This is a genomic window from Methyloversatilis universalis FAM5, from assembly GCF_000214035.2.
Lineage (GTDB): Bacteria > Pseudomonadota > Gammaproteobacteria > Burkholderiales > Rhodocyclaceae > Methyloversatilis > Methyloversatilis universalis.
Map to the genome: position 1 here is coordinate 177,164 of NZ_AFHG01000053.1, position 13,100 is coordinate 190,263.

Annotated in this window: 12 protein-coding genes; 5 read left to right on the top strand and 7 right to left on the bottom strand. The window is 68.7% G+C overall.

Features of this window, described 5'->3' with window-relative positions:
• Window positions 1-8 precede the first annotated feature (8 nt).
• The gene (locus METUNV1_RS14845) at window positions 9-2,063 is read left to right on the top strand and encodes a transglycosylase domain-containing protein (protein WP_008063182.1); all 2,055 of its coding nucleotides are present in this window, start codon (window positions 9-11) and stop codon (window positions 2,061-2,063) included.
• Here METUNV1_RS14845 and METUNV1_RS14850 read toward each other — a convergent pair.
• From METUNV1_RS14850 to METUNV1_RS14870, 5 genes are read right to left on the bottom strand one after another with little or no spacing between them, the layout of a single operon-like run.
• Entirely contained in the window at window positions 2,008-3,294 is a 1,287-nt protein-coding gene (locus METUNV1_RS14850) for a dihydroorotase (protein WP_008063183.1), read from the bottom strand. The two genes, METUNV1_RS14845 and METUNV1_RS14850, sit on opposite strands and share 56 nt — an antisense overlap.
• Window positions 3,291-4,259, bottom strand: a complete 969-nt coding sequence (locus METUNV1_RS14855; protein ID WP_008063184.1) for an aspartate carbamoyltransferase catalytic subunit — start codon at window positions 4,257-4,259, stop codon at window positions 3,291-3,293. Before METUNV1_RS14855 ends, METUNV1_RS14850 begins: the two co-directional genes overlap by 4 nt.
• Window positions 4,260-4,261: 2 nt before the next feature.
• Entirely contained in the window at window positions 4,262-4,759 is a 498-nt protein-coding gene (gene pyrR / locus METUNV1_RS14860; RefSeq protein WP_008063187.1) for a bifunctional pyr operon transcriptional regulator/uracil phosphoribosyltransferase PyrR, read from the bottom strand.
• The gene (ruvX, locus tag METUNV1_RS14865; RefSeq protein ID WP_008063189.1) at window positions 4,746-5,189 is read right to left on the bottom strand and encodes a Holliday junction resolvase RuvX; all 444 of its coding nucleotides are present in this window, start codon (window positions 5,187-5,189) and stop codon (window positions 4,746-4,748) included. The genes pyrR and ruvX overlap by 14 nt, the downstream gene beginning before the upstream one ends.
• On the bottom strand, window positions 5,182-5,760 hold the full coding sequence (locus tag METUNV1_RS14870; RefSeq protein WP_008063191.1) for a YqgE/AlgH family protein: 579 nt from the start codon (window positions 5,758-5,760) through the stop codon (window positions 5,182-5,184). The genes ruvX and METUNV1_RS14870 overlap by 8 nt, the downstream gene beginning before the upstream one ends.
• Before the next feature lie 118 nt (window positions 5,761-5,878).
• Here METUNV1_RS14870 and METUNV1_RS14875 point away from each other — a divergent pair, with 118 nt between their 5' ends.
• Window positions 5,879-7,330 carry a cryptochrome/photolyase family protein gene (locus tag METUNV1_RS14875; protein ID WP_008063193.1) on the top strand — a complete coding sequence of 484 codons (1,452 nt, stop codon included), beginning with the start codon at window positions 5,879-5,881 and terminating at the stop codon, window positions 7,328-7,330.
• Between the two features lie 12 nt (window positions 7,331-7,342).
• On the opposite strand, the gene METUNV1_RS14880 is transcribed toward METUNV1_RS14875, so the two are convergent.
• The gene (locus METUNV1_RS14880; protein WP_008063195.1) at window positions 7,343-8,137 is read right to left on the bottom strand and encodes a BPSS1780 family membrane protein; all 795 of its coding nucleotides are present in this window, start codon (window positions 8,135-8,137) and stop codon (window positions 7,343-7,345) included.
• A 171-nt stretch (window positions 8,138-8,308) separates the two neighbouring features.
• Between METUNV1_RS14880 and METUNV1_RS14885 the strand changes: the two genes are divergently transcribed.
• The 3 genes from METUNV1_RS14885 to METUNV1_RS14895 are packed head-to-tail and all read left to right on the top strand — an operon-like array spanning window position 8,309 to window position 10,219.
• Window positions 8,309-8,671 carry a hypothetical protein gene (locus METUNV1_RS14885; RefSeq protein ID WP_008063197.1) on the top strand — a complete coding sequence of 121 codons (363 nt, stop codon included), beginning with the start codon at window positions 8,309-8,311 and terminating at the stop codon, window positions 8,669-8,671.
• Between the two features lie 46 nt (window positions 8,672-8,717).
• Window positions 8,718-9,227, top strand: coding sequence for an acyl-CoA thioesterase (locus METUNV1_RS14890; RefSeq protein ID WP_008063198.1), 510 nt, complete (start codon window positions 8,718-8,720; stop codon window positions 9,225-9,227).
• Between the two features lie 53 nt (window positions 9,228-9,280).
• Window positions 9,281-10,219 carry an MBL fold metallo-hydrolase gene (locus METUNV1_RS14895; RefSeq protein WP_008063200.1) on the top strand — a complete coding sequence of 313 codons (939 nt, stop codon included), beginning with the start codon at window positions 9,281-9,283 and terminating at the stop codon, window positions 10,217-10,219.
• 210 nt (window positions 10,220-10,429) lie between these two features.
• Here METUNV1_RS14895 and METUNV1_RS14900 read toward each other — a convergent pair whose 3' ends face one another.
• The gene (locus METUNV1_RS14900) at window positions 10,430-13,051 is read right to left on the bottom strand and encodes a DNA topoisomerase III (protein ID WP_008063202.1); all 2,622 of its coding nucleotides are present in this window, start codon (window positions 13,049-13,051) and stop codon (window positions 10,430-10,432) included.
• Window positions 13,052-13,100: the final 49 nt, after the last annotated feature.

Genomic DNA, 13,100 nt, shown 5'->3' on the forward strand with positions numbered 1-13,100 from the left:
ACCGCACGATGAACCTCTTTCTGCGGCGGACCTGTGCTGCCGCCGCCTGCGCGCTGCTGGCGCTGGCGGCGCCCGCGGCGCGTGCGCTCGCGCCCGATTTCGCCACCGTGCGCGACGGCTGGCGCTCTTCCGAAGCCCGCCTGCTCGACCGCAACGGCCAGCCGCTGGCCGAAATCCGCGTGGATTTCACCGAACGGCGGCTGGACTGGGTGTCCGCCCGCGCGCTGTCGCCGCCGCTGATCCGCGCGCTGCTGGTGGCCGAGGACAAGCGCTTTCTCGAACATTCGGGCGTAGACTGGACCGCGCTCGCCGGCGCCACCTGGGACAACATCTGGCGCACGCTGGAAGGCCGTCGTCCGCGCGGCGCCTCTACGCTCACCATGCAGCTGGCCGGCCTGATCGATCCGGCGCTGCGGCTGCAGGGCAGCCGCCGCTCGGTCGGCCAGAAATGGGACCAGGCGGCCGCCGCGCGCGAAATCGAACGCCGCTGGAACAAGGCGGAAATCCTCGAAGCCTATTTCAACCTCGCGCCCTTCCGCGGCGAACTGCGCGGCATTTCGGCCGCCAGCCGCGGCCTGTTCGGCAAGGACCCGGATGCGGTCGACCTGCGCGAGGCGCTGCTGCTGGCTGCGCTGCTGCGCGGCCCGAATGCCGGCGCCGACCGGGTCGGCCAGCGCGCCTGCGCGGTCGCGCTCAAGCTCAAGCCGGCGCCGGCCTGCAGCGAACTGAAGGCGCTGGCCGATCAGGTGCTCGCCCGCCGCTACCGGCTCGACCCGCGCTGGAACGAAGCACCCGCGCTGGCCCGCCGGCTGCTGCGCGAAACCGGAGAACAGCGCGCCACCACGCTGGACGCGCGACTGCAGCGGCGCGCGCTGGACGCGCTGGGCCGCGAGCGCAGCGACGTGTCCGTCGTGGTGATGGACAACGCGAGCGGCGAGGTGCTGGTATGGGCCGGCGGCCCGGACGAGGTCGACGTCGCCGCGCGCAAGCTGCCGGCCGGCAGCGTGACCCAGCCCTTCCTGTACGGACTGGCGCTCGACCAGCGCTGGATCAGCGCTGCATCGGTGTTCGACGACAGCCTGGTGCATGTCGCGCTGCCGGTGCCGCCCGGCGTACAGGGCAGTGGCGCCGCGCTCAGCACCCGCACCGCACTGGCCCAGGCGGCGGACATTCCCGCGCTGCGAGTGCGGGCGCTGGTCGGCGACGACACGCTGATCGCGCTGCTGCGCGCGCACGGGCTGGACGCCTCGGCGGGCAGCGGCACGCGCGCCAGCCTGCCGGACATGGCCAATGCCTTCCGCACCCTGGCCAATGACGGCGTATGGACGCCCTGGGCGGTCGAAGCCGCGCAGTGGCGCGGTGCCGACCGCAGCGGCAAGCGGCTGTGGGCGCCGCCGGTGGCCTGGCTGACCGGCGATCTGCTGTCCTCGCGCACCGCGCCGGACGGTCGCCCGTGGCACGCGGTCATGCACGGCCGCAGCGCAGACCGCAGCACCTTCTGGTCGGTGGGCTGGACCCGTCGTCACACCATCGCGCTGCGCGCCGCACACCCGGTGGCCGGGCTGTGGAACGGCGTGGTCGCCGCGCTCGATCCGGCGCCGGGCGAAGCGCCGCCGCCGGCGCCCGGACTGGAGCCGCAGCATCTGCGCTTCGAACCGGAGATCGAAACCGACCGCGAAGAGTATTTCCTGCCGGGCACGCAGCAGGCGTTCGCCGACGCGGTGCTGCGCGACCTGTATGGCCGGCCACGCATCGTGCAGCCGACGTCGGGCGTGAAGCTGGTGAGCGCCGGCCTGCCCGGCGGCCGGCAGGCGCTGCTGTTCGAAGCGCGCCCGCCGCTGCCCGGACTGCTGTGGCAGATCGGCGACGAAAAGCTGCCGGCGGTCGAAGGTCGCGCGCTGTGGAGCCCGCGCCCCGGCCGCTACCGGCTCACCCTGACCGACGCTCAGGGTGAGGCGCTGGAAGCGACGGAATTCGAGGTCCGGCTGGACCTCGGTCCGGAGGCGCTCAGTGGCGCGCCGGCGCCTCGTACACCACCTGGCCCGACACCAGCGTCGCGCTGACCCGGCCCAGCAGTTCGCGGCCGAGGTAAGGCGTGTTCTTGCCCTGGCTACGCAGCGTTTCCCGGCTGATGCGCACCGGCGCGTCGGCGTCGAAGATGCACACGTCGGCCGCGCCGCCCACCTTCAGATGACCGGCGTTCAGGCCGAGCACGCGCGCCGCGTCCGACGTGATGCGCGCCAGCGCGAGCTTGAGCGGCAGATGCATTTCGCGCGCCCAGGCCAGCGTCAGCGGCAGCAGCAGTTCGAGACCGGTGGTGCCCGGTTCGGCTTCGGCGAACGGCACCTGCTTGGCGTCGTCATCGACCGGCGTGTGGTCGGAACACAGCGCGTCGATGCGGCCGTCGGCCAGCGCGGCGCGCAGCGCCTCGCGGTCGAACTGCGCGCGCAGCGGCGGCACGGTGCGGCACTGCGGGTCGAAATAGCCGATGTCGACGTCGCACAGGTGCAGCGCGTGGATGGCCACATCACAGCTCACCTGCATGCCGTCCAGGCGCGCCTGGTCGATCAGCATCAGGCCGGCGCGGCTGGAAATGCGGGCCAGGTGCAGGCGGCAGCCGGTGGCGCGCGCAAGCTGCAGCATGCGGCCGATGGCCAGCGTTTCGGCCAGCACAGGAATGCCGGTCAGACCCAGCCGCGCAGCGATCTCGCCCTCGTGCGCCACGCCGCCGGCGGCCAGATGCAGGTCGGTCGGCTGCAGCCACACGGTATAGCCGAAGGTGGCCGCGTACTGCATGGCGCGGAACAGCACCTGGGTGTCGTCCACCGGTTCGTTGGCCTGCGAGAAGGCGATGCAGCCAGCATCAGTCAGTTCGCCCATTTCGGTCAGCCGCTCGCCCTTCAGACCGACGGTCAGCGCGCCATGCGGATACACGTGCGCGAGATTGAGCATGCGCGCCCGGTGCTTCAGCATTTCGACCAGACCCGGTTCGTCCAGCACCGGATCGGTGTCCGGCGGGCAGGCCAGGCTGGTGACGCCGCCGGCGACCGCCGCCGCCATTTCCGACTCCAGCGTCGCGCGGTATTCCAGACCCGGCTCGCGCAGCCGCGCGCACAGGTCGATCAGGCCGGGCACCACGATGTGCCCGGCAGCGTCGATCACCCGGTTGGCATGGAAGCCATCCGGCGCCGCGCCCAGCGCCACCACCTTGCCGGCCGCGATGAACACGTCGGTCTGCGCGTCGATGTCCTGCGCCGGATCGATCAGCCGGCCGCCCTTGATGTGGATCTTCATGCGTTTCCTCCGCCCAGCATGGCCATCACCGCCATGCGCACCGCGATGCCGAAGGTGACCTGCGGCAGGATGACCGCCTGCCGGCCATCAGCCACCGCGGAATCGATCTCGACCCCGCGGTTCATCGGTCCCGGGTGCAGCACGATGGCATCGGGCTTGGCCAGTGCGAGCTTCTCTTCGGTCAGGCCGAAGAACTTGAAATACTCCTGTGCGCTGGGCAGCAGCGAGCCCTGCATGCGCTCGTTCTGCAATCGCAGCATCATCACCACGTCTACGCCGCGCAGACCTTCGCGCATGTCGTGGAAGACGCGGCAGCCGAGGCGTTCGATGTCCTGCGGCAGCAGGGTTTTCGGCGCGACCGCACGCAGGTCGGGTACGCCCAGCGTGGACAGCGCGTGGATCTGGCTGCGCGCCACCCGCGAATGCAGGATGTCGCCGACCACCGCCACCGACAGCTGCGTGAAGTCGCGCTTGTAGTGGCGGATGGTGTACATGTCGAGCAGGCCCTGGGTCGGGTGCGCGTGGCGCCCGTCGCCGGCATTGACCACATGAATGTGGTCGCGCCCGGTCGCTTCCAGGTGCTGGGCGATCAGGTAGGGCGCGCCGCTGGAGGCGTGGCGCACGACGAACATGTCGGCCTGCATGGCCGCCAGGTTATCTACCGTGTCGAGCAGGGTTTCGCCCTTGTTGGTCGAACTGGTCGCGATGTTCAGGTTGATCACGTCCGCCGACAGCCGCTTGGCGGCGATCTCGAAGGTGGTGCGGGTGCGCGTGCTGTTCTCGAAGAACAGGTTGAACACGCTCTTGCCGCGCAGCAGCGGCACCTTCTTCACTTCGCGCTCGGCCACGTCGGCGAAGGGCTCGGCGGTGTCGAGGATGCGGGTGATCACGTCACGCGGCAGGCCTTCGGTGGTGAGCAGGTGCTGCAGCTCGCCGTGCTTGTTCAGTTGCGGATTGCGGGCCATGTTCACTCCTGATCCTGTACCAGGCGCAGCGCGAGACGGCCATCGTCCTGCACCAGCTTCACGCGGCTGCCGGCCGGCGGCGCGTAGCGGGTGGCGCAGTACGTCGCGGCCACCGGCAGCTGACGACCGCCGCGATCGACCAGCACCGCCAGTTCGACCCGCGCCGGCCGACCGTAGTCGAACAGTTCGTTCAGCGCGGCACGCACCGTGCGGCCGGTATGCAGCACGTCGTCGACCAGCACCAGCGGCCGGCCTTCGATATCGAAGGGCAGGCTGGAACGGCGCGCGTCGCGCGACAGCCCGCGCTGTGCGTAGTCGTCGCGGTAGAAGCTCACGTCTAGCGCGCCCGGCGGCTGCGCCAGACCCAGCAGCGCGTGCAGGCGCTGCGCGACCCACACCCCGCCGGAGTGCAGGCCGACCAGCGCGGTGTCCGGCGTCATGTGCGGCCGCATCTGCGCCGCCAGATCCGCCAGCAGAAGTTCTGCGTCAGGCAGTGACATCGAAATAGTCCTTCAGGATGAGCTGGGCCGCGTGTGCGTCCAGCTGTTTCTTGCGTTCGCGCCAGTCCTTCTGGCCACCGTCGCGCAGCTGCGCGTCGGCTTCGGCCGAAGTGAAGCGTTCGTCCTGCAGCGCCACCGGCAGCCGGTAACGGCCTTCGAGCTGGCGCGCGAAGCGCTGAGCGCGTGCGGTCATGTCGTGCGGTTCGCCGTCCGGCGACAGCGGCAGGCCGACCACCAGCAGCGCCGGCTTCCATTCGTCGAGCAGGCGGCCGATGCCGGACCAGCGGGCGTCGTTGGTTTCGGCATCCAGCGTGGTGAGGGCGGAGGCGGTGCGCAGTTCGCATTCGCCGACTGCGACGCCGATGCGCTTTTCGCCGAAATCGAATGCGAGCACGGTGCCGCGCGCGGGCAGCGCGGCCGGATCAGGCATGTCCGGCCACTTCGGACAGCGACGCGTAATCGACGCCGAGCAGCTGCATGGCGGCAATCAGGCGCTCTTCCGGCGGCAGGCCGAAAATGATCTGCGGGTCGGCGCGCACCGTGAGCCAGGCGTTCTGCGCCAGTTCCCACTCGATCTGGCCGGCCTGCCAGCCGGCGTAACCGAGCGTGACCAGCACTTCTTCCGGCTCGTTCTCGCCGCCCAGCGACTGCAGCACGTCGCGCGACGAGGTCAGCGCAAGGCCGTTGCCGATGTCGATGCTGGACTGGAAGCTGCCGACCGGGCGGTGCAGCACGAAACCGCGGTCGGTCTGCACCGGACCGCCGAAATACACCGGCTGGCCCTGGAAGCGCGAGGACTCGAGGGTCATGTCGATGCGCTCGAACAGGTCGTCCAGCGACATGTCGATCGGCCGGTTCACGATGACGCCGAGCGCCCCCTGATCGTTGTGCTCGCACACCAGAGTGAGCGTGCGCGCGAAATTCTTGTCGGCCATGGCGGGCATGGCGATCAGGAAATGGCCGGTCAGATTGACCGTGGGCGTCATGGCGTGTGCGGACATGGGATGATTTTATCCGTGTTGGGCGCCGGCCGCGAACCGGCACGAAACTGAAGCGGCGGCGCGCACTCGAAGCGCCACCCGTTCCCCCCCTGAATTCTCCTTTTCACGGACTGCCCGCATGGCTGACAACGCCGCCCCCCGACTGGTCTGGTTCCGCCGCGACCTGCGCATCGATGACCACGCCGCCCTCTACCACGCGCTGCGCGCCGGCGGGCCGGTGTGGTGCGTGTTCGTGTTCGACACCGACATCCTGAACGAACTGCTGGCCGAAGGGCTGAGCGCCGATCGCCGGGTCGAATTCATCCACGCCTCGGTGAGCGAGCTGGACGCTGCGCTGCGCGCGCTGGGCGGCGGTCTCATCGTGCGCCATGGTCGCGCCCGCGGCCTCATCCCGCGGCTGGCGCGCCAACTGGGCGTGGCCGCGGTGCTGGCCAACCGGGACTACGAGCCGGGCGCGCTGGCCCGTGACCGTGCGGTGCACGACGCGCTAGCGCAGGACGGCATCGGCTTCGACACCTTCAAGGATCAGGTCATTTTCGAGTGCGACGAGGTGCTCACCCAGGGCGGCAAGCCGTTCTCGGTGTTCACGCCGTACAAGAACGCCTGGCTGAAAAAGCTCACGCCCTTCCATCTGAAGGCCTATCCGGTGCGCACCTACGCCGGCGCGCTGGCCGCGCCGCCCGCCGGCACGATCCCGTCGCTGGCCGACATGGGTTTCGCGCCCACCAATCTGCCGACGCTGAAGCTGCCCACCGGCATGAGCGGCGCCGACACGCTGTTCGACGGCTTCTGCGACCGCATCGACCGCTACAAGGTGCTGCGCGACTTCCCGGCGGCCAAGGGACCGAGCTATCTGTCGGTGCATCTGCGTTTCGGCACGGTATCGATACGCCGGCTGGCGCGCGAAGCGCACGCGCGCGGCGGCGCCGGCGCCGAAACCTGGCTGTCGGAGCTGATCTGGCGCGATTTCTACTTCCAGATCCTGTGGCACAACCCGCATGTGCTGACCGGCAGCTTCCGGCCCGAGTACGACGCGGTGCACTGGGTGGACGACGACGAGAAGTTCCGCGCCTGGTGCGAGGGCCGCACCGGCTATCCGCTGGTGGACGCGGCGCAGCGCCAGCTGGCGCAGACCGGCTACATGCACAACCGACTGCGCATGGTGAGCGCCTCTTTCCTGACCAAGGACCTCGGCATCCACTGGCGGCGCGGCGAACACTGGTTCGCGCGCCAGCTGAACGACTTCGATCTGGCGGCCAACAACGGCGGCTGGCAATGGGCCGCCTCGACCGGCTGCGACGCCCAGCCCTGGTTCCGCATCTTCAATCCGGTCACGCAGTCGGAAAAGTTCGACGCCGACGGCCAGTTCATCCGCCGCTACTGCCCGGAACTGGCGAAATTCGACAAGAAGCGCATCCACGCGCCCTGGCTGGCCACGCCGCTGGAACAGAAGATGGCCGGCTGCGTGATCGGCAGCGATTACCCGGCGCCCATCGTGGACCACGCGGCAGCGCGCGAAGCCACGCTGGCGCGCTTCAAGGTGGTGAAGGGCGCCGCGGAAGAAGCGTGAGCCGGGCGCTGATCAGGCCTGGTTGAACACGTCGCGGTAGCTGGCGTACATCGCGCCGAAGGTGACCGGCAGCAGCACCAGCCAGCCCAGCATGGCCGGAATGGACGCCAGCACCACCAGCACCACGTAAAGCAGCGCAAACACGACGAAGGCCGGCGCATTGCGCAGGCTGGCGAAGAAGCTCAGCTTCATCGCCTCCAGTGCCTTCATGTCGTGGAACACCACCAGCGCCGGCGCGAACCAGACCGCCATCAGCACCGGCGCCATCAGCATGATGGCGACGATGAACATGGCCGGAATCGCCGCCATCAGCATGGCCAGACCGGCCACCGCCGCCAGGCCGGCCAGACCGGCACCGATGGCGGACAGCAGCACCACCAGCATGCCGATGGCCAGCGACGCCAGCAGATAGAGGCCGCCCAGCAGCAGCAGCGGATTGATGCGGTCGCCGAAACCGGCCCACAGGTGATGCACACCGAAGGGCTCGCCGCGCGACAGCGCCCGGCAGCCGGTCATGAGGCCGCCGACCGTCACCATGGCGAGCAGCGTGGCGGCAATCATGCCGAACAGCGGCACCAGGTTCAGCACCACCACCGCGGTCACCCACAGCAGCGTGATCACCACCCACACGCCGGGCGCGGCGATAAAGGCCTGCCAGCCCTGGCGCAGCCATTCCAGCCCCTGGCCGGCGTCCACGGTACGGGAGTCGGGTTCGCCGGCAACCGGCCGGAAGGCGGAGTCGCCGTCGGGCGCCGGGCGCGCGGCGTCCGGGGCGGATTCGAAAGGATTGCGGTCGTCGGGATTCATGGGCGCATCATTCCACAAGCCGGCGCATCCATCACGGGGCCGGCGCAGGCTGTGGCGCGCAATCCACACTCCGTGCCGGCGATCGCGGCCGTGTCGGGCTGCGCAGGGCCGGCACCGCCTTTGGCACTACACTTGAATCATCCAGTCGTGCCACCGGACCGGGAGGTCGCCATGAACATCCATAGCCTGCTCGCAGCTACCCTGCTGACCGTTTCACCGCTGCTGTCCGCCGCCGGCGGCAGCGGCCATGTGCCGGTCACGCCGCTCGGCCCGGAAGGCTATGGACAGGGCATGAGCGGCGCCAGTCCGGGCGGCATGATCGGGCAGCACCCGCGCGAGCTGATCCGGCCGAACGCGCGCAGCCGCACCACGGACATCTACCCGACCGTGCGCGGCACCCAGATCCGGGACTACTCGAAACCGGGCGTACGCATCGAAGAGGATGCAAACGGCACACGCGTCTATCAGATGCGGCCGTACAGCAACGTCCGCGACTACGACCAACCGGGCTGGCGCATCGAACGGCGCGAGTGATGGCACCGGGTTGCGGGCACCGATCGACATCCCCGCTCTGAACACGATGAACGAACTGCCCAAACACCAGCTCACCATGACGGTGCTGATGACGCCCGACATGGCCAACTTTTCCGGCAATGTGCATGGCGGCGCACTGCTCAAGCTGCTCGACCAGGTCGCCTACGCCTGCGCCGCGCGCTACGCGCAGTCCTATGTGGTCACGCTGTCGGTGGACCAGGTCATCTTCCGCTGCCCGATTCACGTCGGCGAACTGGTCACCTTCTTCGCCTCGGTCAATTTCACCGGCACCAGTTCGATGGAAGTGGGCGTCAAGGTGGTGACCGAGAACATCCGCGAGCACACGACCCGTCACACCAACACCTGCTACCTCACCATGGTGGCGATGGACGAGGACCGGCGGCCGCACCCGGTGCCGCCACTGGTTCCGCATTCGCCGGACGAACAGCGCCGCCACACCGCGGCCCAGGTCAGGCGCCAGCTGCGCAAGGAATTCGACGCGCGCTTTCTGGAACTGATGGAAGAGGAACAGGCGCGCGCCGGCCGCGGCTCGTGAAGCGTTGCCGGCAGTGATTCATACTGTCGGCTGCGTTCACCGGAGTCCGCTGCATGATCGATTACGACCACGACATTTCGGCCATCGACGCCGACCTGATCCGCCACGGCATGGCGTCCATCCATCTCGTCCGCGCCGGTGACCAGGCGGCGCTGGTCGATTGCGGCACCGGCCACTCGCTGCCCAACGTCCGGGCCGCGCTGGCGCAGAAAGGCATCGCGCCCGAGGCGCTGCGTTACATCATCCTGACCCACGTGCATCTGGACCACGCGAGCGGCGCCGGCGCCATGATGCGCGCCTTCCCGAACGCGCAGCTGGTGGTGCATCCGCGCGGCGCGCGCCACATGATCGACCCGTCGAAACTGATCGCCGGCGCCACCGCGGTCTACGGCGAACAGGCGATGGCCGACATGTACGGCGACATCCTGCCGGTGGACGCCGCTCGGGTGATCGAAACGCATGACGGCTTCGTGCTCGACTTCAACGGCCGGCCGCTGGAATTCATCGACACCCCGGGCCACGCCCGCCACCACCACTGCATCTGGGACGCCCGCTCGCAGGGCTGGTTCACCGGCGACACCTTCGGCCTGGCCTACCCCGAATGCACGGTCGATGGCCGCGCCTTCATCTTCCCGACCAGTTCACCGGTGCAGTTCGAACCGGCGGCGATGCAGGCGTCGGTGGAACGCATGCTGGCGCGCGATCCGCAGGCAATGTACCTGACCCACTACGGCAAGGTGACCGGCGTACCCGCGCTCGGCCGCGCGCTGCTGGCGCGCATCGCGGCCCATGTGGCGATCGCGAAGGCCTGCGCCGGCGCAGGCGAGGGCCGCAAGCAGGCGCTGCTGGACGGTCTGGAAAAGCTGCTGCTCGACGAACTGCGCGCGCACGGCAGCGCGCTCAGCCGCGATCAGGCGATGGCGGTGTGGGGACTGGACATCGAACTGAATGCCCAGGGGCTGGAGGTGTGGCTGGACAGCACGGCAGCGTAAGACAGGCGCGCCGGCGCCGCAGCGCCGACGTTACTGAGGCACCGGTCGCCACCCGCGCTGACGGTTGAAGACGGATTTCCCGTTCTCGTCCCGGGATCGCGCGACCTGGCGCGATGCCACGCCGACGACTGGAGGCGCATGCGGCATCGGCGGCCGCCTCCCACCTGGCGCGCCGCGTCGGAACGCGGGCGTACCCGGCCCGACCTCGGGTCAGGCGGACTTCTTGCGCGTCGTGGTCTTGGTGGCCGGCTTCTTGGCCGCCGCGGTGGTTTTCTTCACTGCGGCCTTCTTCACCGGCGCTTCGGCCTCGGCCTCGGGCGCCGCATCGGCGGCTGCAGCCTTGGTCTTGGCACCCGCCTTCGGCTTGACCGCGCGCGGCTCGAATTCGAAGCCGACCTTGCCATCCGCCTGACGCACCAGGAAGGCCGAGAACTTGCGCTTGGTGCGCGAGGACACGAAGCCCTTCAGCAGGTCGGTGCGACCGGCGGTCAGCAGCTTCTGCATCTGTTCCGGCTCGATCGGCTGCTGCAGGATGATCTTGCCCGAGCGGAAGTCGCAGCTCTTTTCCGGGCCGACCGACTTTTCGCAGATATAGGACATCGGCTGTTCGAACACGCTGGCGGCGCACTTCGGGCAGGGGCCGAGCGGCGTCTGCTGCGAGAAATCGACCGGCTCCGCGTTCTCGTCCTCGCGCGGCTGGCCGAAATCGAATTCCGGCTCCAGCGAATCGTTCAGCTTGATCACCGCATTGAACGGCCGGCCCATCTTGTTGCGGAAGCCGGTCAGCGGGCCGACCTGACGGTCGCGCAGCAGCGTGTCGATCTCGTGCGTTTCGAACTGGCGGCTGGCGACGATCTTCCACAGCGAGAAGTCGCAGCTCTGGCACTGGAACTTCTTGTAGTTCTCCTTCACCACGCCGCCGCAGCGCGGGCACTTCTCGTGCAGCGTCGCGAAGTCGCCCGGGATGGTGTCGCTCTCGTAGCTCTTCGCCTGGTGCACGATGTGCTGCGTCATGTCGGCGATTTCGCGCATGAAGGCGTCACGCGACAGTTCGCCGCGCTCGATCTGCGACAGCTTGTATTCCCACTCGCCGGTCAGTTCCGGTGAGCTCAGTTCATCGATCTTCAGGCCGCGCAGCGCGATCATCAGCTGGAAGCCCTTGGCCGTCGGGATCAGCTCACGGCCCTCGCGCAGCATGTAGTTCTCGAGGATCAGGTTCTCGATGATCTGCGCACGGGTGGCCGGCGTGCCGAGGCCGCGGCCGGCCATCGCGGCCCGCAGTTCCTCGTCATCGATGGTCTTGCCGGCGCCTTCCATGGCGGTCAGCAGCGTCGCTTCCGAGTAGCGTGCGGGCGGCTTGGTCTGCAGCGCCTTGACGATCATGTCATTGACGCGGGCACTTTCGCCCGGCTTGACCGGCACCAGACTGGCGGCGGCGGTTTCACCGCCCTTGCCGTCCTCTTCCAGCTGCGCTTCCTTGCCATAGACCGCCAGCCAGCCCGGATTCACCAGCACCTTGCCTTCGGTCTTGAACGCTTCGCCCTCGACCCGCGTGATGCGCGTCGTGATGCGGTATTCGGCGGCCGGGAAGAACACCGCCAGGAAGCGGCGGGTGACCATGTCGTAGATCTTCGCCTCGGCCTCGGACAGCGACTTCGGCTCGGTGCCGGTCGGGATGATGGCGAAGTGATCGGAAATCTTGGCGTTGTTGAAGATGCGCTTGTTCGGGCGCACCCAGCCCTGCTTGACGATTTCGTTGGCGTGCGGCGCGTAGGTGTGCGGCAGACGGGCCAGCACGTCGTTCACGGTGGGCAGGTAGTCCTCCGGCAGCGCGCGCGCGTCGGTACGCGGGTAGGTCAATACCTTGTGCTTTTCGTACAGCGCCTGCGCGATCTGCAGCGTCACCCGGGCGGAGAAGCCGAAGCGGCCGTTGGCTTCACGCTGCAGCGAGGTGAGGTCGTACAGCAGCGGTGACAGCTGGGTCGAGGGCTTGGCTTCTTCCTCGACCGTGCCGGTCTTGCCGGCGCACTTGGCCTGGATGGCCCTGGCCCTCGCTTCGTCCCACAGCCGTTCGGCGCGGGCGTGCTCGTCGCCCTCGGGCTTCTTGAACTTCTCGTCGAACCAGCGGCCGGCGTATTCGCCGGCGGCAACGCCGAAGCGGCCTTCGATTTCCCAGTAGTCGCGCGACTTGAAGCGGCGGATTTCCTCTTCGCGCCGCACCACGATGGCCAGCGTCGGCGTCTGCACGCGGCCGACCGTGGTCAGATGGAAACCGCCGGTCTTGGAATTGAACGCGGTCATCGCCCGCGTGCCGTTGATGCCGATCAGCCAGTCGCTCTCGGCGCGCGACATCGCCGCCTGACGCAGACCTTCGACTTCCTGCGCCGAACGCAGGCCGGCAAAGCCGTCGCGGATGGCGGTGGCCGTCATCGACTGCAGCCACAGCCGTTCGATCGGCTTGTTCGTCTTGCTGTGCTCGACGATGTAATTGAAGATGAGCTCGCCCTCGCGCCCCGCGTCACAGGCGTTCACCAGACCGTCGACGTCCTTGCGCTTGATCAGCCGGGTGAGCAGGCGCAGCCGCTCGGCGGTCTTGTCGATCGGGTTCAGCGTGAAGCGGGGCGGAATGACCGGCAGGTGCGCGAACGACCACTTGCCGCGCTTGACCTCGTATTCCTCCGGCACCGCCAGTTCGAGCAGGTGGCCGACCGCCGAGGACAGCACATAGTCCTCGCTCTCGAAGTAGTCGCCCTCGCGCGTGAAACCGCCCATGGCGCGCGCAATGTCCTGCGCGACCGACGGCTTTTCCGCGATGATCAGTTTCTTGCCCATGCCTGCCCGATACCTGCCGCCGGCTTGTGCGCGCAGGATGCGCGCCGGT

What these genes read in the sequence shown, in the direction of transcription:
- METUNV1_RS14845 (WP_008063182.1), top strand. Translation starts at nt 9, where the DNA reads ATGAACCTCTTTCTGCGGCGGACCTGTGCTGCCGCCGCCTGCGCGCTG.
- METUNV1_RS14850 (WP_008063183.1), bottom strand. Translation starts at nt 3,294, where the DNA reads ATGAAGATCCACATCAAGGGCGGCCGGCTGATCGATCCGGCGCAGGAC.
- METUNV1_RS14855 (WP_008063184.1), bottom strand. Translation starts at nt 4,259, where the DNA reads ATGGCCCGCAATCCGCAACTGAACAAGCACGGCGAGCTGCAGCACCTG.
- pyrR (WP_008063187.1), bottom strand. Translation starts at nt 4,759, where the DNA reads ATGTCACTGCCTGACGCAGAACTTCTGCTGGCGGATCTGGCGGCGCAG.
- ruvX (WP_008063189.1), bottom strand. Translation starts at nt 5,189, where the DNA reads ATGCCTGATCCGGCCGCGCTGCCCGCGCGCGGCACCGTGCTCGCATTC.
- METUNV1_RS14870 (WP_008063191.1), bottom strand. Translation starts at nt 5,760, where the DNA reads ATGTCCGCACACGCCATGACGCCCACGGTCAATCTGACCGGCCATTTC.
- METUNV1_RS14875 (WP_008063193.1), top strand. Translation starts at nt 5,879, where the DNA reads ATGGCTGACAACGCCGCCCCCCGACTGGTCTGGTTCCGCCGCGACCTG.
- METUNV1_RS14880 (WP_008063195.1), bottom strand. Translation starts at nt 8,137, where the DNA reads ATGAATCCCGACGACCGCAATCCTTTCGAATCCGCCCCGGACGCCGCG.
- METUNV1_RS14885 (WP_008063197.1), top strand. Translation starts at nt 8,309, where the DNA reads ATGAACATCCATAGCCTGCTCGCAGCTACCCTGCTGACCGTTTCACCG.
- METUNV1_RS14890 (WP_008063198.1), top strand. Translation starts at nt 8,718, where the DNA reads ATGAACGAACTGCCCAAACACCAGCTCACCATGACGGTGCTGATGACG.
- METUNV1_RS14895 (WP_008063200.1), top strand. Translation starts at nt 9,281, where the DNA reads ATGATCGATTACGACCACGACATTTCGGCCATCGACGCCGACCTGATC.
- METUNV1_RS14900 (WP_008063202.1), bottom strand. Translation starts at nt 13,051, where the DNA reads ATGGGCAAGAAACTGATCATCGCGGAAAAGCCGTCGGTCGCGCAGGAC.